Here is a 23,057-nt window from a genome sequence, read left to right on the forward strand (position 1 = left end):
GGTGCGTGGGGAACGGGTGCGTGGGGACGGGCGGGCGCTGCCGCGGCGTACGGCGGTCGCCATCACCGCGGGGGTGCTGCTCGGCCTCTGCACGATCGACGGCAGCCATGTGTGGGTCGAGCGCCCGTCGGTGTGGCACGGGGCCGCCGCGGTGCTCGGCTTCGCCGGGATCATGGGGCTGCAACTGGTGCACTCCTTCCCGGGGTTCATCCCCCGGCTGGGGCGCTACCGCTATGCGACCTGGGCGCTGCTCGGGTTGCTCTCGTACGCTCCGATCGCCGTGTTCGGGGCCGCGTGGGGCGGGATGACCGAGTTCTTCGCGGCCTCGGCGGTGCTGGTCTTCCCGGCGGCGCTCGGGTGGCCGCTCTTCGCTTGCGCGGTCGCCGGGGAGTTCGTGCTCTTCCACCAACTGCGCTTCGGCGCGGGCGAGTTCGTGTACGGCGGCATCGAGGCGGTGCTGATTCCGCTCGTCGTCATCGGGCTCTCCCGGATGTCCGACATGATCGACCGGCTGCACGCCTCGCGCGAGGAGCTGTCCCGCCTCGCGGTCGCGGGGGAGCGGTTACGGTTCGCGCGCGACCTGCACGACGTCCTCGGACTCAGCCTGTCCGTGATCTCCCTGAAGTGCGAGCTGGCCCACCGGCTGCTCGTGGACGCGCCCGGCACGGCGCAGGCCGAGGTCGCCGAGGTGCTGCGCACCGCGCGCAAGGCACTCGCCGACGTGCGGTCGGTCAGCCGCGGCTACCGGCAGATGTCCCTGTCCGACGAGGCGAACGCGGCCGTCTCGATGCTCTCGGCGGCGGGCATCGACACCACCGTGCGCCACCGCTGCGGCGAACTGCCCGCCGCCGTGGACACCGTCCTCGCCGCCGTGCTCGGCGAGGGCCTGACCAACATGCTGCGGCACAGCAGGGCCGAGCGCTGCGTCATCACCACCGAGCGCGGCGGGGGCGTTGCCGTGCTCGTGCTCGGCAACGACGGCGTCGGCCGCGGCCGGGCCACGAAGCCGGAGCCGGGCAGCGGTCTGGCCGCGCTCGATTCCCGCCTGCGCGAACTCGGCGGCTCCCTCACCCACGGTGCCGACGGCCGGGGCTGGTTCCGGCTGCGGGCGGTCGTCCCGCTGCGGCAGGAGGCCGTCGCACCGGACGCCGACGGCCGGGGCCGGCGGACCGCGGGCGGCGACCGGCGCAGGGCCGCCCGGGTCGGGCACACCGATGTGATGCCCGGCGCCGCGAGCGCGATCACCCTCGCCGTCCTGGTCGGCTACTTCCTGGCGTACTCGGCCGAGGGCTGGTCCTACGCCCCGTACGCGCACGGCCTGCCCACCGTGGAGTTGTGTCTGCTCGGCTGTCTCGCGCTCCAGCTCGCCGAGTCCTTCCACCGGCGCTTCTCCTGGGGCCCGCGCTGGCGGGGGCGGGTGCGGTTCGGGGCGCTGGGGTTCCAGGCGCTGCTCCAGTTCGTGCCGTTCTGGGTGTTCGGCAAGGAGTGGGCGGGGCTGCCCGGCTTCCTCGCCGGGTCGGCGCTGCTCGCGCTGCCCGCGCCGCTGGCCTGGCCGGTTCTGGTGCTGGTCACCGCGGCGGGAGCCGGGGCCCAGTACGCGGTGGGGGTGCCCGTGCCGGACGTGATCTACGAGGCCGCGTACACGCCGATCTGCGCGGTGGTCGTCTTCGGACTGACCAGGATGGCCCAGCTCGCCGCCGAACTGCACCGCTCCCGCGCCGAGATCGCCCGGCTCGCGGTGACGAGCGAGCGTCTGCGGTTCGCGCGCGACCTGCACGATCTGCTGGGGTTCAGCCTGTCCGCGATCACGCTCAAGTGCGAGCTGGTGCGCCGGCTCGCGCCGACCCGGCCGGTGCAGGCGCGGCACGAACTGACCGAGGTGCTCGGCATCGTGCGCGACGCGCTCGCCGACGTGCGCGCCGTGGCGGGCGGCAGCCGGCCGATGTGCCTGACCGCCGAGGCCGAGCACGCCATGGCGATGCTGACCGGCGCCGGCATCCACGCCACCGTCCGCCTGGACTGCGGCGAACTGCCCGGTGACGTGGAGACCGTGCTCGCCACGATGGTCCGCGAGGGCCTGACGAACATGCTCCGGCACAGCAGACCGGCCCGCTGCGAGATCACCGCGGTGCGGACGGCGGGCGCGGTGCGGCTGACCCTCGTCAACGACGGGGCCCAGGCCGGACGGTGCCCGGAACGCGCCGAGCGGCTCGCCGGGGGCAGCGGCATCGGCAATCTGACGACACGCGTCGAGGCGGTCAACGGGCGGCTCACCGCGGGGCCGCGCCCCGACGGACGGTTCGAACTGCGGGCCGATGTCGCCCTGCTCCTGGCCTGAGGAAGGCCGCGGCCCCATCCGTAGAGAAACGTTTCAGCCGGGGCTGTGGCGGCAGCCGCCGGACTCGGCCGGGGCCGGCGCTCAGACCGAGTGCAGCCAGCCCGCCTCGCGGGCGATACGGATGGCATCGACCCGGTTACGCGCGTTGAGCTTGCTGACGGCCGAGGTCAGATAGTTGCGTACGGTGCCGGAGGAGAGGTGGAGGCGGGACGCGATCTGGCCGGCCTCCATGCCCTCGGAGGCGAGCTGCAGCACTTCGCGCTCGCGGTCGGTGAGCGGGGACGGGCCCGAGTCGAGCGTGGCGAGCGCGAGTTGCGGGTCGATGACGCGCTCGCCCGCCGCGACCTGACGGATCGCGGCGCACAGGCTGTCCGGGTCGGAGTCCTTCGGGAGGAAGCCGGAGACGTGGGCGGCCAGGGCCCGTCTGAGGTTTCCCGGTCTGCCCAGGCTGGTCAGGATGAGCGTGCGGCACTCCGGTACCGAGGTGTGCAGTCCGGCGGCGGCGGTGATCCCGTCGGTGCCGGGCAGGTCGATGTCGAGAACGGCGACATCCGGCCGCATCGCCATCGCGGTCGGCACGATGTCCGTCCCCGACGACAGCTCGGCGACCACTTCCAGGTCGGACTCCAGTTCAATGAGCGACACCAATGCCTTGCGCAGCATATGCATGTCTTCGGCAATCAGAACTCGCACCATGGTGCCCCCCGTTGTGCTGGATCATGGGTCGGTTGCTAAGGATTATGCAATAGGCCGCCGCCGGATCCCGGGGCTGAGAGTAATCCGGCACATGCCGTTTGAGGACCGGTACGCGCGCTTCGGTACCCGCACCTTTCAGCCAGAACCCGACCACGGCTCAAGTGGTCGCTCCCATCCTCCCTCCACCCAGGCGCCGTCCGGCGGCCGGGGGGAAGGGAGAGGTGACGTGAACATGAACGGACACCCCAGCTCGGAAGGTGTTCTCTGACATGGCCCGCGGGAAGAACCCGGACGTTCCGGGCGGAGTCGAAGGCTCCGCCCGTCGCCGTCCCAAGGGCACATGGCGCCGCCTCGTCGGCCGCTACCTGCGACCTCTGGGCGAAGCCCTCATGGTGCACGGCGGTGTTGACATGTATCTGACGGCAGCCGATGGGAACAGGGCCCGCCTGCACTCGCTCGACAGCGGCTTCCGGCTGATGCTGCGCACCGACGCCGACGGCCCGCCACCCGGCCATCCCGAACGGCTGCGCCCCGACGTCCCGCTCACCCGCCAGGAACTCGCGCTCCTGCAGGACCTCCTGAACGAGGTGCCCGGACACAGAAGATGAGCGGCCCGTCCGCCGCAGCACAGTTGATCTTCAAGTACCCGTCGAGGGGAGACGCGCAGAGTAGGGGAACCAACCATCCGTCCGAGCACCAGGGAGCAGAGGATGACCCAAGCCACGGGCTTCACGCAGGCACTGGCGGCCCGGTTCGCCGACAGGGCCGCACGGACCGCCCTGCTCTGCCTCGACGGTGACGGCAACGCCGAAGGGCACACCTACGGGGAACTCGACGCACGGGCCCGGGCCGTGGCGGCCGCGCTGCTGCGCCGCCGCACGGCCGGCCGGCCCGTCCTCATCTCCATGGACGAGGGACCGGCCGCCGTCACCGCGCTGGTGGGCTGCCTGTACGCGGGTGCCGTCGCCGTTCCCGTACCGCCCCCGGACACCTCACGGGCCGCGGCCGAGCGCACCGCGGCCATCGCCGCCGAGACCGACGCCGCCGTCATGCTCACCGAGTCCGCCCACGCCGGCGAACTCTCCCGGCGCCTCGCGGACGCCGGGCGCTCCTCCGTCGTGTGCCTGGCCGTCGACTGCCTCCCGGACGACGGCGCCGACTGGCACCCGCCCGCCCCGGACGGCGCCGACACCGCGCTGCTCCAGTACACCTCCGGGTCCACCGCCGCCCCCCGCGGCGTCCAGGTCACCCACGCCAACCTCCTCGCCACCATGGAGAGCCTGCGCGCCGCGCTCGGCACCGACGAGAGCGCCCGCATCGGCGGCTGGCTCCCGCTCCACCACGACCTGGGCCTGATCGGCCAGCTCCTGCACCCGCTCTGGCTCGGCGCCACAGCCGTCCTGATGCCCGGACGCCGCTTCGCCGCCGACCCGTTGAGCTGGCTGCGCGAGGTGGCCCGGCACCGCGTCACCGTCACCGCGGCCCCCGACTCCGCGTACGCCAGGTGCCTGGCCGATGCCACCGACGAGGATCTCGCGAGCCTCGACCTGAGCGCGCTGACCACCGCCGTCAACGCCTCCGAACCGGTCTCCGCCGTCACCCTCACCGCCTTCGCCCACCGCTTCGCGGCCGCCGGGCTGAGACCCGGCGCGCTCGCCGCCGGATACGGGCTCGCCGAGGCCACCCTCCTGGTCAGCCTCGCCGACCGGCTGCCGCCCGCCCCGGCCACCGTCTCCGCCGAAGCCCTGGAGCGCGGCGAGCTGACGCCCCCGGTGCCGGGCCACCCGGTACGCACCCTGGCCGGCTGCGGAACCGCCCGCGGCGTCACCGTACGCATCGTCGACCCGCGCAGCTCCGCCGTGCTGCCCGAGGGGGCGGTCGGTGAGATCTGGGTGCGCGGCGACGCCGTCGCCGACGGCTATTGGCGCCGTCCCCTGGAGACCGCCGCCGCCTTCGGGCACGCCACCGCCTCCGGCGAGTACGGCTTCCTGCGCACCGGCGACCTCGGCGCGCTCCGCGACGGAGAGCTGTACCTCACCGGCCGCATCAAGGACGCCCTCCTCGTCGACGGCCGCACCCTGCACCCGCAGGAGGCCGAGCGCCAACTCGCCCGATCCGGCGCGCCGTTCGGCTCCGCCGTGGTGCTCTCCGCGCCCGCCGAGCACGAACAGATCGTCGCCATCCAGGAGATCCGCGGCGCCGGCTGGAGCCACGGCCAGCTCGCCGACCTCGCCGAGCGGGTGCGCGGCTGCCTGCACGCGGAGTTCGGCGCGTCCCTCGGCGGGGTGCTCCTGGTCCGCCCCGGCACCGTGCGCCGCACCACCAGCGGCAAGGTCCGCCGCTCGCTCATGCGCGAGCTCTATCTGCGGGGCGAACTACGCCCGCTGTACGCCTCGGCGCCGCCGTACGCCGCGGAAGGAGGCTGAGTCCATGACCGAGACCGCCGTCCGGGTCGCCGACCCGGACGTACGCCGGCGCGCCGAGCGACTCGAATTCCGCTTCGGCGACCCCTGCGACCCGGCCAACCCGCTCGGCTTCCGCGCCCTGCTCGCCGCCGACGGCTCTAGCGAACTCCTGTCGGCGGCCGAGGAGTTGCTCGACGAGGAGGGCTTCGGCGCCGAGCTGGTGCCGGTCGCGCTCGGCGGCCGGCTGCGCGACGCCGACCAGCTGATGCGGATGCTGCGCCCGGTCTTCCGGCGCGATGTCGCCCTCGCCTTCGGCTACGGCATCACCTCGCTGTTCGCGGCCGCCCCGGTGTTCGCCGCCGGATCGCCCCGGCAGCGCGAGAGCGTCGCGAAGCTCCTGGTGGCGGGCGGCCGCGCGGCCATCGTGCACCGCTCGCTCGCCCACGGCACCGCCATGCTGCGCGGCGAACTCACCGCCATGGAGTACTCCGGCGGCTTCGTCCTGGACGGCCGCAAGGACGTCGTCATCAACGCCGAACGCGCGGGTGCCGTCGTCGCCTACGTCCGCACCGACCCCGCGCCGGGGCCCGCCTCGCACTCGGTGTTCCTGCTCGACCCCGCCCAACTGCCCGACGACGGCGTGCGGTTGCTCAAGCGGCAGCCCACCACCGGCATGCGTGGCTGCCGCTTCGCCGGTTACGAGTTCGACGAGTGCGAGGTGCCCGGGGACGCGCTGGTCGGTGAACTCGGCGCGGGCGTACGGCTCGCGCTGCGCACCTTCCAGCTCAACCGCACCCTGATCACCGGCGCCGTCATCGCCTCCGTGGACACCGTGCTGCGCGCCGCCGTACGGGCAGCCCTCGCCGGCGAGACCCTCGGCCGGCGTCAACGCGGCGTCCTGGCAGGCGTGTTCGCCGATCTGCTGGCGGGCGACGCGATGGCCACCGCCGTGCTGCGCGCCCTGTCCCTGCTGCCCGGCGCCGCCCATCTGGCCGCGGCCGAACTCAAGTACCTCGTACCGGATCTGCTCCGGGACGACCTGGAGGAGCTCGCCACCGTCCTCGGAGCCGGCGGCTACAGCCGCGACACCGACCAGGGCATGCTGACCAAGCTCCTGCGCGATCTGCCCGCCGCCGGACTCGGCCACGCCGGCACCGCCTCCTGCCAGGCCGTCGTCATCCCCCAACTCCCGGCCCTGGCACGGCACTTCTGGGGACGGGAGGCCGAGCCGCCCGGCGTCCTGTTCGGCGCCGCCGAGTCCGTGCCGCACCTCGACATCGGCAGCCTCGAAGTCGCGGGCGGCGGCGACTTCCTCGCCGCGTCCCTCACCGCGGTCGCCGCCCGCCTCGCCGGCTCCGTACCCGAAGGACCGTACGGCGAGGCACTCCGGACGATGGCCGCCGCCTTCCACGCCGACCTGCTCGCCCTGCGCGAGGCCTGCCTGCTCATCGAGCCCGGTGACCGGGCCGTTCTCGCGAGCCCCGCGACCGCCGCCCTCGCCGACCGGCACTCGGTGCTCTCCGCGGCCGGCGCCGCCCTGGCCCGGTGGGAGCACCACCGGCGCGGCGCCGGATTCCTCGCCGACCCCGCCTGGCTGGTGCTCGCCCTGCACCGCTACGGGCGCAGGCTCGGCCTCACCCTTCCTCCGCTGCCGCCGGACTGCGTCGACCGGGTCGCGGAGGAGCTGCTGGCGCGCTTTCGGGCCGGCCGCAGTTTCGATCTCCACGACGCGCCTCTGGCGGAAGCAGGTACCCCATGAGCCCCCTCAAGAGGACGGGCATCGCCGAACCCCTTCTGATGCCGGGACCCGACAGCCCATGGAGCCGGGTGCGGCAGTCCATGGCGTGGCACGGCCATGTCGTGGTGCACGCGAGCTGGCGGGACTGGCTGCCGGCGGCCATCGCCGACCCCCAGCTGCGCCCACTGCTCGGCGCCCGCGACTGGCAACGGCTCAACAACCTCGCCGACCCCGAGGCCCGCGACCGCTTCGCCGCGTCCCGGCTCCTGGTGAAGTACACCGCCGGCGCCGCCCTGCAGACCCCGCCCGAGACCGTCGAGCTCGCCTCCAAGGCGGGCGGGCGCCCCTATCTGCGCGGCTGCGACCAGATCGAGGTCAGCCTCAGCCACACCCGGGACCTCCTGGTGGTCGGCCTCAACCGGCGCGGCCGGGTTGGCGTCGACACCGAGCTCGCCGACCGCCGCATCCAGTACTCCGCCGTCCAGCGCCATCTGTGCACCCCCGCCGAGCGACGCTGGCTCGGCGCGCTCGACGAGGCCGAGCAGCAGCGCCGCCTGGTGCGGACCTGGACCCTGAAGGAGGCGTACACCAAGGCGCTCGGGCAGGGCATGCGGATGGGCTTCACCCAGTTCGGCTTCGACGCCGAGGCCGCGACCCTGCTCACCCCGCAGGGCGAGCCCGCCTCGCACGGCGAGTGGGCCTTCGCCACCTTCGAGCTCGACGGCGGCTATCTGGTGGGGGTGGCCTGCCACGACGCGGGGCTGCGCGACGAGGGCGACACCGCGGTGTCCACCATGCTCGACGAGGGCTTCCTCGGCGAGGTCGTCGACCTGGTCGGCCGCGTACCGCACTGAGCGCGTGCGGTACGGCCGCGCGCGGACAGCACGAAGGCCCCGTTCCGTCCTGGGGAAGGACGGAACGGGGCCTTCGCGTTACTTTTGGCTAGCGCCGCGCCCGCGTGGCGAACGCGTCCGCGCGCGGCACTGGGGTGCCGTCGGGGAGCGGTAGAGGGGCCGCTTGGTCCCGTCGGGCGGGTCGATCAGATGAAGCGGGGTGTTTCAGCCCTGGAGGCCGGCCACCTTGTGCGCCAGCGCCGACTTCTTGTTGGCGGCGGCGTTCTTGTGGATGACACCCTTCGAGACAGCCTTGTCGAGCTGACGCGAAGCGGCGCGGGTCGCGGCCGTGGCCTTCTCGACGTCGCCGGCGGCGACAGCCTCGTTGGCCTTGCGGATGAAGGTGCGCAGGGAGGACTTGACGGACTTGTTGCGCAGGCGCGCCTTCTCGTTCGTCTTGTTCCGCTTGATCTGGGACTTGATGTTCGCCACGAAAGAGCCTTTGCAGGTTCGATGATTCGATCTTAGGTCGGCCCCGCCGCCACAAGGGTGACGAGACACAGCTGTCCACGTTACCAGCCGCCCCCCGACCGGCCCAAACCGGGCGCAGGCCCGCAGGCGTGGGACGATAGGGGCTGCTACTTACGTATCGAACCGTCGTCGACCCGAGACGAGGCGCCGCGATCAGACCCGCGGGCCTCAAGAATCAGGACCCTGCGTGCCCGCGACTCCTCCCAACGTGCCCGAGCCGAGCCGTACCGACCCGGCGCTGATCCGCAACTTCTGCATCATCGCCCACATCGACCACGGCAAGTCGACCCTTGCCGACCGGATGCTCCAGCTGACCGGTGTGGTCGACCAGCGGCAGATGCGTGCCCAGTACCTCGACCGCATGGACATCGAGCGCGAGCGCGGCATCACGATCAAGTCCCAGGCGGTCCGTCTGCCGTGGGCCCCCAGCGACGGCCCCGGCCAGGGCCGGGCCCACATCCTGAACATGATCGACACCCCGGGCCACGTGGACTTCACGTACGAGGTGTCGCGCTCGCTCGCCGCCTGCGAGGGCACCGTCCTGCTCGTCGACGCCGCCCAGGGCATCGAGGCGCAGACGCTGGCCAACCTGTACCTGGCCATGGAGAACGACCTCACCATCGTTCCCGTCCTCAACAAGATCGACCTGCCGGCCGCACAGCCCGAGAAGTTCTCCGAGGAGCTCGCCAACCTCATCGGCTGCCAGCCCGAGGACGTGCTCAAGGTCTCGGCGAAGACCGGCGTGGGCGTGGACGCGCTCCTGGACCGCGTGGTCCGCGACGTGCCCGCCCCGGTCGGCATCGCCGACGCGCCCGCCCGCGCGATGATCTTCGACTCGGTGTACGACTCCTACCGCGGTGTCGTCACCTATGTCCGCGTGGTCGACGGCCAGCTCAACAAGCGCGAGCGCATCCGCATGATGTCGACCGGCGCCACCCACGAGCTGCTTGAGATCGGCGTCTCGTCCCCCGAGATGACCCCGGCCGACGGCATCGGCGTCGGCGAGGTGGGCTACATCATCACCGGCGTGAAGGACGTCCGTCAGTCCAAGGTCGGTGACACCATCACCAGCCTGCACAACGGCGCCACCGAAGCCCTCGGCGGCTACAAGGACCCGAAGCCGATGGTCTTCTCGGGTCTGTATCCGCTGGACGGCTCGGACTACCCGGACCTGCGCGAGGCCCTGGACAAGCTCCAGCTCAACGACGCCGCCCTGGTGTACGAGCCGGAGACCTCCGCGGCCCTCGGCTTCGGCTTCCGCGTCGGCTTCCTCGGCCTGCTGCACCTCGACGTGATCCGCGAGCGCCTGGAGCGCGAGTTCAACCTCGACCTCATCGCGACCGCGCCCAACGTGGTCTACCGGGTCGTCCTGGAGGACGGCAAGGAGGTCACCGTCACCAACCCGAGCGAGTTCCCCGAGGGCAAGATCTCGGACGTGTACGAGCCGGTCGTGCGGGCCACGATCCTCGCCCCGTCGGAGTTCATCGGCTCGATCATGGAGCTGTGCCAGACCCGCCGCGGCACCCTGCTCGGCATGGACTACCTCTCCGAGGACCGGGTCGAGATCCGCTACACGCTGCCGCTCGCGGAGATCGTCTTCGACTTCTTCGACCAGCTGAAGTCCAAGACCCGCGGCTACGCCTCCCTCGACTACGAGCCCACCGGCGAGCAGGCCGCCAGCCTGGTCAAGGTCGACATCCTGCTGCACGGCGACAAGGTCGACGCCTTCTCGGCGGTCTGCCACAAGGACGCCGCCTACGCCTACGGCGTGCGCCTGGTCGCCAAGCTGCGCGAGCTCATCCCGCGCCAGGCCTTCGAGGTGCCCGTCCAGGCCGCGATCGGCTCCCGGGTCATCGCCCGCGAGACGATCCGCGCCATCCGCAAGGACGTCCTCGCCAAGTGCTACGGCGGTGACATCTCGCGTAAGCGCAAGCTGCTCGAGAAGCAGAAGGAGGGCAAGAAGCGGATGAAGATGGTGGGCTCGGTCGAGGTCCCCCAGGAGGCCTTCATCGCGGTGCTCTCCAGCGACGAGTCGGGCGGCAAGAAGAAGTAGTACGCCCGCGATCACCGGCCCTTCGCACCACCGCCACAACGGACCCCCGCGCCTTCGCACGGGGGTCCGTTCGTTATGAAACCACCCTCCGTTGCCCCTTACGCGCCGGGCGGCGGCGCCTTACTCTGATCACGGCCCGATGGTTACTCGCCAGTTAACAAGGGTCGGACAGCCAGAGCACTCGAACAACAAAACCAGTCGCGCAGCCTTGCCGCAGGCCAGCCCGGAGGACGTCGTGAGCGACACACAGACCTTGATCGAGAACCGGCCGCCGTCCGTGGCGACCCTCTTCGTCCAGCGCGTGGACGCCACGCCGGACGCGGAGGCCTACCGCTACCCCGTGCCGGGCAGCGCCGGGCGCCCCGACGAGTGGAAGTCGCTGAGCTGGGCCCAGGCCGCCGAGCGGGTCTACGCGATCGCCGCCGGCCTCGCCGACCTCGGAGTGCGGGCCGAGGAGCGGGTCGCGCTCGCCTCCTCCACCCGTGTCGAGTGGATCCTGGCCGACCTCGGGGTGATGTGCGCCGGGGCCGCCACGACCACGATCTACCCCTCCACCAACGCCGAGGAGTCGGCGTTCATCCTGGCCGACTCCGAGAGCCGGGTACTGATCGCCGAGGACGCGGCCCAGCTGGCCAAGGCCCGCGAGCGCCGCGCCGAGCTGCCGGAGCTGAGGCACGTCGTCGTCATCGACCCGGCCGGCGCCGAGCCCGCCGAGGGCGACCCGGAGGGCTGGGTGCTCAGCCTCGCCGACCTGGAGGCGCGCGGCGCGGCCCACCTGGAGAAGAACCCGGAGGCGGTCAAGGAGCGGATCGCGGCCATCACCGCCGACCAGCTCGCCACCCTCATCTACACCTCCGGCACCACCGGCCGCCCCAAGGGCGTGCGGCTGCCGCACGACAACTGGTCGTACATGGCCCGGGCCACCGTGGCGACCGGTCTCATCACCGCCGACGACGTCCAGTACCTGTGGCTGCCGCTCGCCCACGTCTTCGGCAAGGTGCTGACCTCCGGCCAGATCGAGGTCGGGCACGTCACGGCGGTCGACGGCCGGATCGACAAGATCATCGAGAATCTGCCGGTGGTCCAGCCGACCTACATGGCGGCCGTGCCCCGCATCTTCGAGAAGGTCTACAACGGCGTCGCGAGCAAGGCCCGCGAGGGCGGCGGCGCCAAGTACAAGATCTTCCAGTGGGCGGCCGGGGTGGCCCGCGAGTACGCGAAGGTCAGCCAGGACAATTTCCGCCGCACCGGCCGGACCGGCGCGCCCTTCGCCCTGTCGGCCAAGCACAAGGTGGCCGACGCCCTCGTCTACAGCAAGATCCGGGAGGCGTTCGGCGGACGGCTGCGGGCCTGTGTCTCCGGCTCGGCCGCGCTCGCGCCCGAGATCGGCTTCTTCTTCGCCGGCGCCGGCATCCACATCCTGGAGGGCTACGGCCTCACCGAGTCCTCGGCCGCCTCCTTCGTCAACCCGGGCGAGGCCTACCGCACCGGCACCGTCGGCAAGCCGCTGCCCGGCACCGAGGTGCGGATCGCGGACGACGGCGAGATCCTGCTGCGCGGCCCCGGCATCATGGAGGGCTACCACCGGCTGCCCGAGAAGACCGCCGAGGTCCTGGAGTCCGACGGCTGGTTCCACACCGGTGACATCGGCGAGCTGTCCGCGGACGGCTATCTGCGCATCACCGACCGCAAGAAGGACCTCATCAAGACCTCCGGCGGCAAGTACATCGCGCCCGCCGAGGTCGAGGGCCAGTTCAAGGCCGTCTGCCCGTTCGTCTCCAACATCCTGGTGCACGGCGCCGACCGGAACTTCTGCACCGCGCTGATCTCGCTCGACGAGCCCACCATCCTCGGCTGGGCCGAGGAGCAGGGCATCAAGGGCGACTACGCCGACGTCGTCGCCGCCCCGCAGACACTGGAGTTGGTCGACGGCTACGTCAAGCGCCTCAACGAAGGCCTCCAGCGCTGGCAGACGATCAAGAAGTTCCGGCTGCTTCCCCGCGATCTCGACATCGAGCACGGCGAGTTGACGCCCAGCCTCAAGCTGAAGCGCCCGGTCGTGGAGCGCGAGTACCGGGCCCTGATCGAGGAGATGTACGCGGGCTCCCGCGAGGCCTGAGCCCGCCCGTCAGGGGTTGCTGCGGGCCCGCTTCAGGGCCCGCAGCGCCTCTTCGAGCCGGGCCATCTGGTGGCGCAGCTCGGCCATCTCGCTCCGCTCGCCCCGGGCCAGCTCGTCCTCGATCGCGCCGAGCCGCGCGCCGATCTCGTCGAGCTGCTCCCGGTCGCCCGCCAGCATCCACTCCAACTGCCGGTTCTTGCGGTGCAGTTCGAGGAACACCTTCACCTTGGCGCGCAGCACCCAGGGGTCGAAGGGCTTGGTGAGGAAGTCGGCCGCTCCGGTCGCATAGCCCCGGAACGCGTAGCCGTCGTCGCCGTCGCTGCCCGTCAGGAAGATGATCGGCACGTCCTTGGTCTGGTCGAGGCGCTTGATGTGGGAGGCCGTCTCGAAGCCGTCCATGCCGGGCATCCGCACGTCGAGCAGCACCACCGCGAATCGCCGGCGCAACAGTGCCTTCATCGCCTCCTCGCCCGAACGGGCCCGTACCAGCGGCTCGTTGAGAGATCCGAGGACGGCCTCCAGGGCGACCAGGTTGTCCTCCATGTCGTCGACGAGGAGGATGCCGGCGCCGTCGTGCGGTGGTGCCTGTGGGCTCATGCCGGGCCGCCTCACGGAGTCGGTGATGGGGCTTCGGTCTCTTCGGTGCCGCTCGGCCGCCCGGGGACCGAGGGGGCCTCGCCGGCCTCCTCCCGCGCCGCGCCGTCGGGGTCCAGAAGGGCGCAGGCTACGCCGAGGAGGCGGTCCACGTCGACGGGCTTGGGCACGTAGTCGTTGGCGCCCTGCGCGATCGACTTCTCCCGGTCGCCCGGCATCGCCTTCGCGGTGAGCGCGATGATCGGCAGCTCGGCCCAGCGCGGGCTGCTCCGGATCGCCTCGATCGTCTCGTAGCCGTCCATCTCCGGCATCATGATGTCCATCAGGACCAGCTCGATCCCGGGGTCGCGTTCCAGGGTCTCGATGCCCTCGCGCCCGTTCTCCGCGTACAGGACCGGCATGCCGACCCGGCCGAGCACATGGGTGAGGGCGAAGACGTTGCGGATGTCGTCGTCGACGATCAACACGCGCCGCCCGGGCAGGACTTGACCGGCCCGGCCGCTCTTCCACTCCTCCAGCCTGCTGGAGGTGGGCCACTCGTCCTCCTGCTCGGGCAGCAGCACGTCCTCGCCCAAGGACCGCTCGGAGCCGTCGAAGGCGAGCGCGGGGCCGGGCTGTTCCAGCTCGCCGAGCACGTGCCCGGGGTAGCGGACGGGGACGTACAGGGTGAAGGTCGAGCCCTGGCCCGGCTCGCTCTCGGCGACGATGCGGCCGCCGAGCAGCCCCGCGATCTCCCGGCTGATGGACAGGCCGAGGCCGGTGCCGCCGTACTTGCGGTTGGTGGTGCCGTCGGCCTGCTGGAACGCCTCGAAGATCACCGGCAGCTTCTCGTGCGCGATGCCGATGCCGGTGTCCTTGACGACGAACGCGACCAGGTCCTCCCCGCCGGGCACGTCCTTGTGCCGGCTGACGCGCAGCTCCACCCGGCCCGACGAGGTGAATTTGACCGCGTTGGAAAGGAGGTTGCGCAGGATCTGCTGGAGCCTCTGCTCGTCGCAGTACATCTCGCGCGGCACGTCCTCGCCCACGGCCAGCTCGAAGGCGAGGCCGCGGTCGAGGGTGATGGGGCGGAAGGTGGCGTGGACGTAGTCGAGGACCTTGATGAGCGGGAGCTTCTTGGGGCGTACGTCCATGCGGCCCGCCTCGATCTTCGACAGGTCCAGGATGTCGTTGATCAGCTGGAGCAGATCGGACCCGGAGCGGTGGATCGTGGTGGCGAACTGCACCTCCTGCTGGGAGAGATGGGCGTCCGGGTTGTCCGCGAGCAGCCGGGCGAGGATGAGCAGCGAGTTGAGCGGGGTGCGCAGCTCGTGCGACATGTTCGCCAGGAACTCCGACTTGTACTGGGAGCTGGTGGCGAGCAGCGCCGCCTTCTCCTCCAGGGCCGCGTTGGAGCGCTGCAACTCGGCCTGCTGGCGCTGGAGTTCGTCGGAGCGCTCCTGGAGCTGGACGGCGAGCCGCTGGGACTCGCTGAGCAGCGACTCGGTACGGGAGTTGGCGATGATCGTGTTGATTGCGACGCCGATGGTGTTCACGAACTGGTCGAAGAAGGCCAGGTGGACGTCGGAGAAGCGGGAGAAGGAGGCCAGCTCGATCACGCCGAGCAGCTTGTCCTCGAAGAGGATCGGGATGATGACGACACTGGCGGGCGAGGCCTCGCCCAGACCGGAGTTGATCTTGATGTAGTCCGGTGGCGCCTCCTCCAGCAGAATCCGCTTCTTCTCCAGGGCGGCCTGCCGCACCAGGCCGTGCCCCGGCATCCCGGTGGTGTCCACGGTCGCGCCCTGCGCCGCGCCGTACCCGGCGATGAAGGCGAGCCCCTTGGTGGTGCTGGTGGTGCGCGACGGGGTGCCGTCGTCGTCCGGGTCGGCCAGGAAGAACGCGCCGTACTGGGCGTTCACCAGCGGCGTCAGCTCGCGCAGGATCAGGTCGGCGACCTCCATCAGGTCCCGGTGGCCCTGCATCAGGCCGGCCAGGCGGGCCAGGTTGGACTCCAGCCAGTCCTTGGCCCGGGTCGTCTCGCGCAGGTTGGACACCATCAGGTTGATGTTGTCCTTCAGCTCGGAGACCTCGCCCCGGGTCTCCACCGTGATCGAGCGCGACATGTCGCCCTGGGCCACCGCGGAGGCGACCTCGGCGATCGCGCGGACCTGCGTGGTGAGGTTCAGGGCGAGCTCGTTGACGTTGGTCGTCAGGCGCTTCCACGTCCCGTACACGCCCTCCACCCGCGCCTGGCCGCCGAGCTGCCCCTCCGAACCCACCTCGCGGGCCACCCGGGTGACCTCGGAGGAGAACGACGACAACGTGTCCACCATGGTGTTGATGGTGGTCTTCAGCTCCAGGATCTCGCCGCGCGCGTCCACGTCGATCTTCTTCGACAGATCGCCCTGGGCCACCGCCGTGGCGACCTGGGCGATGTTGCGGACCTGTGAAGTCAGGTTGTCCGCCATGTAGTTGACGTTGTCGGTCAGGTCCTTCCACACGCCCGAGACCCCGAGCACCTGCGCCCGTCCGCCGAGCCGGCCGTCCGTGCCGACCTCGCGGGCCACCCGGGTCACCTCGTCGGCGAAGGCGCGCAGCTGCTCCACCATCGTGTTGACGGTGTCCTTCAGCTCCAGGATCTCGCCCCGGGCATCCACCGTGATCTTCTTCGACAGGTCGCCATTGGCGACGGCGGTGGTGACCTGGGCGATGTTGCGCACCTGTGAAGTCAGGTTGGACGCCATGAAGTTGACGTTGTCCGTGAGGTCCTTCCAGACCCCCGAGACGCCCCGCACCTGGGCCTGGCCGCCGAGGTTCCCCTCGGTGCCGACCTCGCGGGCGACCCGGGTGACCTCGTCGGCGAAGGCGGAGAGCTGGTCGACCATGGTGTTGATGGTGGACTTCAGCTCCAGGATCTCGCCCTTCGCCTCCACCGTGATCTTCTTGCCGAGGTCGCCCTGGGCCACGGCGGTCGACACCAGGGCGATGTTGCGGACCTGTGAAGTCAGGTTGTCCGCCATGAAGTTGACGTTCTCGGTGAGGTCCTTCCAGACGCCCGACACCCCGCGCACCTGGGCCCGCCCGCCGAGATTGCCCTCGGTGCCGACCTCGCGGGCGACCCGGGTGACCTCGTCGGCGAAGGCGGAGAGCTGGTCGACCATGGTGTTGATGGTGGACTTCAGCTCCAGGATCTCGCCCTGGGCGTCGACGGTGATCTTCTGCGAGAGGTCGCCGTTGGCGACGGCGGTGGTGACCTGGGCGATGTTGCGAACCTGCGAAGTCAGGTTGGACGCCATGAAGTTGACGTTGTCCGTGAGGCCCTTCCAGACCCCGGACGCCCCCCGCACCTGGGCCCGCCCGCCGAGGCGCCCCTCGGTGCCGACCTCGCGGGCCACCCGGGTGACCTCGTCGGCGAAGGCGGACAGCTGGTCCACCATCGTGTTGACGGTCAGCTTCAGTTCGAGCAGCTCACCGGTGGCCTCGACCGTGACCGTACGCGTCAGATCGCCCCGGGCCACCGCCGTGGTCACCGCCGCGATGTCACGGACCTGCGCGGTCAGCCGCGCTGCCATGGTGTTCACGGCCTCCGTCACCGCGCGCCAACTCCCGCTCAGGCCCTGGGCTTTGGCCCGGCCGCCGAGGCGCCCCTCGGTGCCGACCTCACGGGCGACCCGGGTCACCTCGCCGGTGAACAGCGACAGCTGGTCGACCATCGTGTTGACGGCCCGCCCGAGCCGACGCAGATCGCCGCGCAGCGGCCGGCTGCCGTCGTGCAGATCGACCCGCTGGGTCAGATCGCCGCCCGCCACCGCGTCCAGGACCCGCGTCGCGTTCGCCGCCGGCACCACCAGCGCGTCGAGCAGGGAGTTCGCATGCCCGATCCCGGCGGTCCAGGCGCCCGCCCCGGGGCTGGCCGCGAGCCGTTCGTCGAGGCGCCCGTGCCGGACCACCTCGCGGCGCACCCGCATCAGCTCGTCCGTGACGTGCTGGTTGCGCGCGGCCACCTGGTTGAACAGGGCCGCCAGCTCGGCCGGCAGCCCCTCGTGGACCTCCTGGAGCCGCACCCGGAAGTCGCCGTCCCGCAGCGCCGTCAGGGCGGCGAGCAGCGGGCGCAGCTCCGAGGCGCGGACCCAGCCGTTCTCGTCGGGCGACATAGCACTGTCTCTGTTCATGCGGGCCCACTTCGATGACTCGGTGCTTACGCGCCCGCTCAGTCTGTCACTCTGTCGAAGCCGTGAGCGGCGCATTGCGAGAACCCGTCAGGAGCCGCACCGTGGGACCCTTGCCAGCCCAGCGGGGCAGCGTGAACCGCCCCCAACTCCCGCTCCCCGCAGCCCTGTCCGGCGAGGCCGCGGCAGGGGAGGCCCCGGCGCGCACCGGCGCCCCGCCGAGCGCCCGGGCCGCCTTCGCGGCCTGCCCCACCACCCTCGCGGCCTGTCCCACCGCCCGCACCAGCCTGCCCGGCAACCCGCTGGCCCCCGGCGCCGCCCGGCGCTTCATACGTGCCGCGCTCGCCGACTGGGCCGGACTCGGCCCCGCCGACTCGGGTCAAGTGGCCGTCTTCCGCGAGGAGTTCGCGTACGAGGCGGCCGTTCTGGTCAACGAGCTCATCACCAACGCGGTCGTCCACGCCGGCACCACCGTCGACCTCCTGTGCCGCCTTGAGTGCGGTGGCACGACGGACCGCGCGGCCCTCGTCATCGAGGTCTCCGACCACCATCCCGCGCGCACGGTACGCGGCGCACCGCAGCGGGGCCGCGAGGGTCTCACCGCGTACGAGTACGGGCGCGGCCTGCGCGTCGTCGCGGCCCTCGCCGAATGCTGGGGGATCACCTATCGCAGCGGCCTCAAAACCGTCTGGGCCCGGCTCCCCGTGGACGCGGGCGAGCGGCCCGAACCGCGCGGTGCGCACCCCGTACCGCGCGGGGCACAGCACGACCAGGACGGAACATGCCCCGAGCAGAACGGGGCGCACCCCGAACCGGACGGAACGCGCCCCGAGCGGAACGGGGCGCAGCGCGACGAACGGCTCCAACGCGGCCTGCGCACCGTCGAGATCCTCGCCCCGACCCCGCAGCGCACCCCGCGCGAGCCCGACCGGGACTGGATCAACCGGGGTGCGCTGTCCTTCCTCGCGGAGGCCTCCGACCTGCTGGCCGGCCAGTTCGACGAAGACCTGATCGCGGCCCTGGCCGGGCAGCTCCTGGTGCCCCGGCTCGCCGACTGGTGCGCGATCTGGCTCGACGAGGGCGCGGGCGGTCCGCTCGCCGCGCCCCGCCTGGCCCGGGTCTGGCACGCGAGGGAGGCCGCCATCGCGCCCCTGCGGGCCGCCGTCGAGAAGGAACCTCCCCGGCTGCCCGCCGCCGCGCGCGGCGGCCCGGTGCCGATGCCCTGGCCACGGGCGGCCGAGCTCGGCGCGGACGGGGTGGCGCTCGCGTACCGGCTCGTCGCGGGCGGCCGCGAGGTGGGTGCCCTGCTGCTCGGCCGCGCCGGTCTGACCCACATCCCCGACGAGGTCACCGGCCTGATCGAGGACTTCCTGCGCCGGGTCGCCCTCGCGATCGGCGCGGCCCGCCAGTACACCCGGCAGGCCACCATCAGCCGCATCCTGCAGCGCGGGCTCCTGCCCAGCCGGGTCGCCGTGATCCCCGGAGTCGACAGCGCCTTCGTCTACCAGCCCAGCGACGAGGCGCTGGCGGGCGGCGACTTCTACGACGTCTTCCCCGGCGCCGACGGACGCTGGTGCTTCGCGCTCGGCGACGTCCAGGGCAGCGGCCCCGAGGCCGCCGTGATCACCGGCCTGGCCCGGCCCTGGCTGCGGCTGCTCGCCCGCGAGGGGCATCCGGTGCACGAGGTGCTCGACCGGCTCAACCAACTGCTCGTGGACGACGCCACCGAGGCGGCCGAGGCGGCGGTCCACCTCGCGACGGCCGAACCCCCCATCGAGCCGACCGACCCGCTCGACCCGCTCGACGGTCAGCAGGCCCGCTTCCTGTCCCTGCTCTACGGGGAGCTGGTGCCGGACGCCGAAGGCGGCTCGGTGCGCTGCACCCTCGCCAGCGCCGGCCACCCGCTGCCGCTGCTGCTGCGGCCCGACGGATCGGTGTGCACGGCCGCCGCCCCGCAGATCCTGCTCGGCGTCGTCGAGGGCGCGCGCTACGAGAGCGAGAGCCTACGCCTGACTCCCGGCGACACCCTGCTGTGCGTGACGGACGGGGTGACCGAGCGCCGCTCGGGACCGCGCATGTTCGACGACGCCGACGGGCTCGCCACGGTCCTGGCCGGGTGCACCGGTCTCACCGCGTCCGCGGTGGCCGCCCGCATCAAGCAGGCGGTGTACGACTTCGCCGACACCCCGCCGGCGGACGATCTGGCGCTGTTGGTGCTGCGGGTCGACTGAGCGGGTCGGTCGGCGCGGGGGCCGGTTCGGAGGGCCCGATTCGGCGGGCGGCACCGGACGCCCGCGCGTGCCGGACAATGGGGGCATGCCTTCCGTACTGCCCGATGGTGAGCCCATGCCCGAGGACGGGTCGCTGCCCCGCCACGCCCTGGAGGGCGCGGGGGACCGGCCGCTCGGGTTCTACCTGCACGTTCCGTACTGTGCGACGCGCTGCGGCTACTGCGACTTCAACACCTACACGGCGAGCGAGCTGGTGGGCAAGGGCGGCGTCCTGGCCTCCCGCGACAACTACGCCGACATGGTCGTCGAGGAGATCCGCCTCGCCCGCAAGGTGCTCGACGGCGACCCCCGCCCGGTGCGGACGGTCTTCGTCGGCGGCGGCACCCCGACCCTGCTCGCGGCGGCCGACCTGGTGCGCATGCTGGCGGCGGTCCGGGACGAGTTCGGCCTGGCCGAGGACGCGGAGGTCACCACCGAGGCGAACCCGGAGTCGGTGAACCCCGCGTACCTGGCGGAGCTGCGGGCCGGCGGGTTCAACCGGGTCTCCTTCGGGATGCAGAGCGCCCGGCAGCACGTCCTGAAGGTCCTCGACCGCACGCACACCCCCGGCCGCCCGGAGGCGTGCGTCGCCGAGGCCCGTGCGGCGGGCTTCGACCACGTCAACCTGGACCTGATCTACGGCACGCCGGGGGAGAGCGACGAGGACTGGCGGGCCTCGCTCACCGCGGCGGTCGGCGCGGGCCCCGACCACATCAGCGCGTACGCCCTGATCGTGGAGGAGGGCACCCAGCTCGCCCGCCGCATCCGGCGCGGCGAGGTCCCCATGACGGACGACGACGAGCACGCGGACCGGTACCTGATCGCGGACGAGGTGCTCGGTGCGGCCGGGTACTCCTGGTACGAGGTCTCCAACTGGGCCACCACTCAGGCGGGCCGCTGTCTGCACAACGAGCTGTACTGGCGCGGGGCGGACTGGTGGGGGGCCGGTCCGGGTGCCCACAGCCATGTGGGCGGGGTGCGGTGGTGGAACGTGAAGCACCCCGGGGCGTATGCGGCGGCCCTGGCGTCCGGCCGCTCTCCCGGCGCGGGCCGGGAACTCCTGTCCCCGGAGGACCGCCGCGTGGAGCGCATCCTGCTCGAACTCCGCCTCCGCGAGGGCTGCCCCCTGACCCTGCTCAACCCCGCGGGTCTCGCGGCGGCGCGGGCTGCGGTGGAGGGGGGCCTGCTGGAGTCGGCCGCCTTCGCGGCGGGGCGGGCGGTGTTGACCCTGCGGGGTCGGCTGCTGGCCGATGCGGTGGTCCGGGACCTGGTGGACTGAAGGCCGCGCCCGTCCCGGCCGGCCGGGACGCACCCTGCCCCGGCCTGCCCCGGGCCGGGTCGAGGCCGCTGCGTGCCTGTGCCCCGGGCCGGGGCGGGCGATTGCGCAGTTCCCCGCGCCCCTGAGACCCGTTTTCGTCTGTGGGCCGTGGTCGCTTTTCGCGCGGTTCCTCGCGCCCCTGAAGGCTCGGTGCTGGCCGGCATGGGCATCTTCAGCCTGTCCGGCGTTTGAGGACGAGCGCCGTTCAGGCGCGAACGGGGGTGCAGGGGGCGGAGCCCCCGCAGGGTCTGGGGCGCAGCCCCAGGGACCCGGGACCAGCCAACCCCGGGTCACGGGCGGGCGGGTGGGCGAACCCCCCCGGGGTCTGGGGCGGAGCCCCAGGAGGCGGAGCCCCAGGAGGTGGGGCGGCCACCCCGGTGGGCCAGGGGCTACGGGGCCGTGACGAAGTCGATCAGGTGCTCCACCGAGCCCAGCAGCGACGGATCCAGGTCCTTGTACGACCGCACCCCCGAAAGGATCCGCTGCCACGCCGCCCCCGTGTTCTCGGGCCACCCCAACGCCCGGCACACCCCCGTCTTCCAGTCCTGCCCCCGCGGCACCACCGGCCACGCCGGAATCCCCACGGACGCCGGCTTCACCGCCTCCCACACGTCGATGTAGGGGTGCCCGACGACCAGCACGTCCGGATGCGTCACGGACGCCGCGATGCGGGACTCCTTCGAGCCCGGCACCAGGTGGTCCACCAGCACCCCGAGGCGCGCGTCGGGTCCGGGGGCGAACTCGGCGACGATCGCCGGAAGGTCGTCGATGCCCTCCAGGTACTCCACCACCACGCCCTCGATGCGCAGGTCGTCCCCCCACACCCGCTCCACGAGCTCCGCGTCGTGCCGGCCCTCGACGTAGATCCGGCCCGCCCGCGCCACCCGGGCCCTGGCCCCCGGCACGGCCACCGACCCGGAGGCGGTACGCGCGGGGCGCCGCGGGGCCGCCGACGCGGAGGGACGTACGAGGGTGACGGCCTTGCCCTCCAGAAGGAAGCCGCGGGGCACGAGCGGAAAGACGCGGTGCTTGCCGAAGCGGTCCTCAAGGGTGACCGTCGGCCCCTCGGCCGTCTTCTCGCAGCGGACCACCGCTCCGCAGAATCCCGTGGAGACCTCCTCGACGACGAGGTCGGTCTCGGCGGGCACCTCGGGAACAGGGGCCTGCTTCTTCTTCCAGGGGGGCGTGAGATCAGGGCTGTAGCTGCGCATGGCCTCATTATTCCGGGGGGCCGGGACGAACGGGCGCCCCCGGGCACATCGGCATGGCGGGGCTACGACACCCCGAAGCGCGCGGCGAGTTGGTCCCGCTGGGCGCGGACGAACGCGGCGTCCACCACCGCCCCGTGCCCGGGCACGTACACCGCGTCCTCGCCGCCGAGCGAGAGCAGCCGGTCGAGCGCGGCCGGCCAGCGCGCGGGCACCGCGTCGGGGCCCGCCTGCGGCTCGCCCGACTCCTCGACGAGGTCCCCGCAGAAGACGATCTCCGGAGCGTCGCCGGCCGCCGGGACCAGGACCACGAGGTCGTGCCCGCTGTGCCCGGGGCCCACATTGGCGAGCAGCACCTGACGGCCGCCCAGGTCGAGCGTCCACTCCCCGCTCACCGCGTGGTGCGGCCGGACCAGCAGGTCGGCCGCCTCGGCGGCGTCCTCGGCGGGCACCCCCTGACTCACCGCGTCGGAGCGCAGCTCGTCGCCCGCCAGGGCCCGCTCGATGCCGACCGCCGCGTAGACCTCGGCCCCGGCGAAGGCCGCCGTGCCCAGGACGTGGTCGAAGTGCGGGTGGCTGAGCGCGATGTGGGTCACACGGCGCCCGAACAGGGCCTCGGCCTGGGCCCGGATTCCGGCGCCCTCGCGGAGCGTCGAGCCGGTGTCGTACAGGAGCAGCGAGCTCTCGCCGGCGACCAGCGCGACCGTGGCGTCCCAGCCGGGCAGGCGCCTGCGCCCGATGCCGTCACCCAGCCGCTCCCAGCCGAAATCTTCCCAACTGACGTTCATACCGCGACGCTATCC

At 72.4% G+C, this 23,057-nt stretch carries 15 protein-coding genes; 9 read left to right on the top strand and 6 right to left on the bottom strand.

The window, feature by feature from the left end; all coding sequences use genetic code 11:
• The first annotated feature begins 16 nt into the window (after window positions 1–16).
• Entirely contained in the window at window positions 17–2,338 is a 2,322-nt protein-coding gene (locus IE267_RS33505) for a sensor histidine kinase (protein ID WP_189765725.1), read from the top strand.
• An 81-nt stretch (window positions 2,339–2,419) separates the two neighbouring features.
• Here the strand turns inward: IE267_RS33505 and IE267_RS33510 are convergent, their stop codons facing one another.
• Window positions 2,420–3,034, bottom strand: coding sequence for a response regulator transcription factor (locus IE267_RS33510; RefSeq protein ID WP_053726109.1), 615 nt, complete (start codon window positions 3,032–3,034; stop codon window positions 2,420–2,422).
• Window positions 3,035–3,303: 269 nt separating this feature from the next.
• Here IE267_RS33510 and IE267_RS33515 point away from each other — a divergent pair, with 269 nt between their 5' ends.
• The 4 genes from IE267_RS33515 to IE267_RS33530 all read left to right on the top strand — a co-directional run bounded on the left by IE267_RS33515 (window position 3,304) and on the right by IE267_RS33530 (window position 8,031).
• A complete protein-coding gene (locus IE267_RS33515) occupies window positions 3,304–3,642 on the top strand; it encodes a DUF6059 family protein (protein WP_167150895.1) in 339 nt (112 codons plus the stop codon).
• A 102-nt stretch (window positions 3,643–3,744) separates the two neighbouring features.
• Window positions 3,745–5,460, top strand: coding sequence for a fatty acyl-AMP ligase (locus IE267_RS33520; RefSeq protein ID WP_167153313.1), 1,716 nt, complete (start codon window positions 3,745–3,747; stop codon window positions 5,458–5,460).
• Window positions 5,461–5,464: 4 nt separating this feature from the next.
• Window positions 5,465–7,198: an acyl-CoA dehydrogenase gene (locus IE267_RS33525; protein WP_189765726.1), complete on the top strand. Its 1,734-nt coding sequence runs from the start codon at window positions 5,465–5,467 to the stop codon at window positions 7,196–7,198.
• Window positions 7,195–8,031: a 4'-phosphopantetheinyl transferase family protein gene (locus IE267_RS33530; RefSeq protein WP_161247446.1), complete on the top strand. Its 837-nt coding sequence runs from the start codon at window positions 7,195–7,197 to the stop codon at window positions 8,029–8,031. The genes IE267_RS33525 and IE267_RS33530 overlap by 4 nt, the downstream gene beginning before the upstream one ends.
• A gap of 204 nt (window positions 8,032–8,235) precedes the next feature.
• Here the strand turns inward: IE267_RS33530 and rpsT are convergent, their stop codons facing one another.
• Window positions 8,236–8,502, bottom strand: a complete 267-nt coding sequence (gene rpsT / locus IE267_RS33535) for a 30S ribosomal protein S20 (protein ID WP_053726104.1) — start codon at window positions 8,500–8,502, stop codon at window positions 8,236–8,238.
• Between the two features lie 226 nt (window positions 8,503–8,728).
• On the opposite strand from rpsT, the gene lepA reads away from it, so the two are divergent.
• Both lepA and IE267_RS33545 read left to right on the top strand, forming a co-directional pair.
• Complete coding sequence (gene lepA / locus IE267_RS33540; RefSeq protein ID WP_100578274.1) at window positions 8,729–10,594, top strand: translation elongation factor 4; 1,866 nt, start codon at window positions 8,729–8,731, stop codon at window positions 10,592–10,594.
• A gap of 235 nt (window positions 10,595–10,829) precedes the next feature.
• Complete coding sequence (locus tag IE267_RS33545) at window positions 10,830–12,713, top strand: AMP-dependent synthetase/ligase (protein ID WP_189765727.1); 1,884 nt, start codon at window positions 10,830–10,832, stop codon at window positions 12,711–12,713.
• Between the two features lie 9 nt (window positions 12,714–12,722).
• On the opposite strand, the gene IE267_RS33550 is transcribed toward IE267_RS33545, so the two are convergent.
• Together IE267_RS33550 and IE267_RS33555 are read right to left on the bottom strand one after the other, a co-directional pair.
• Complete coding sequence (locus IE267_RS33550) at window positions 12,723–13,310, bottom strand: response regulator (RefSeq protein WP_167153318.1); 588 nt, start codon at window positions 13,308–13,310, stop codon at window positions 12,723–12,725.
• 11 nt (window positions 13,311–13,321) lie between these two features.
• The gene (locus IE267_RS33555) at window positions 13,322–17,443 is read right to left on the bottom strand and encodes a HAMP domain-containing hybrid sensor histidine kinase/response regulator (protein WP_189765741.1); all 4,122 of its coding nucleotides are present in this window, start codon (window positions 17,441–17,443) and stop codon (window positions 13,322–13,324) included.
• A gap of 119 nt (window positions 17,444–17,562) precedes the next feature.
• Here IE267_RS33555 and IE267_RS33560 point away from each other — a divergent pair, with 119 nt between their 5' ends.
• Both IE267_RS33560 and hemW read left to right on the top strand, forming a co-directional pair.
• A complete protein-coding gene (locus tag IE267_RS33560) occupies window positions 17,563–19,689 on the top strand; it encodes an ATP-binding SpoIIE family protein phosphatase (protein WP_373304623.1) in 2,127 nt (708 codons plus the stop codon).
• An 85-nt stretch (window positions 19,690–19,774) separates the two neighbouring features.
• Window positions 19,775–21,007, top strand: coding sequence for a radical SAM family heme chaperone HemW (gene hemW, locus IE267_RS33565; protein WP_189765729.1), 1,233 nt, complete (start codon window positions 19,775–19,777; stop codon window positions 21,005–21,007).
• Between the two features lie 428 nt (window positions 21,008–21,435).
• Here the strand turns inward: hemW and IE267_RS33570 are convergent, their stop codons facing one another.
• Together IE267_RS33570 and IE267_RS33575 are read right to left on the bottom strand one after the other, a co-directional pair.
• The gene (locus IE267_RS33570; RefSeq protein ID WP_161245713.1) at window positions 21,436–22,257 is read right to left on the bottom strand and encodes a DUF3097 domain-containing protein; all 822 of its coding nucleotides are present in this window, start codon (window positions 22,255–22,257) and stop codon (window positions 21,436–21,438) included.
• Between the two features lie 62 nt (window positions 22,258–22,319).
• Window positions 22,320–23,042 (bottom strand): MBL fold metallo-hydrolase, encoded by a 723-nt coding sequence (locus tag IE267_RS33575; protein ID WP_167153324.1) that lies wholly within the window; start codon window positions 23,040–23,042, stop codon window positions 22,320–22,322.
• Window positions 23,043–23,057: the final 15 nt, after the last annotated feature.

The organism is Streptomyces xanthochromogenes (assembly GCF_014650455.1).
GTDB lineage: Bacteria > Actinomycetota > Actinomycetes > Streptomycetales > Streptomycetaceae > Streptomyces > Streptomyces xanthochromogenes.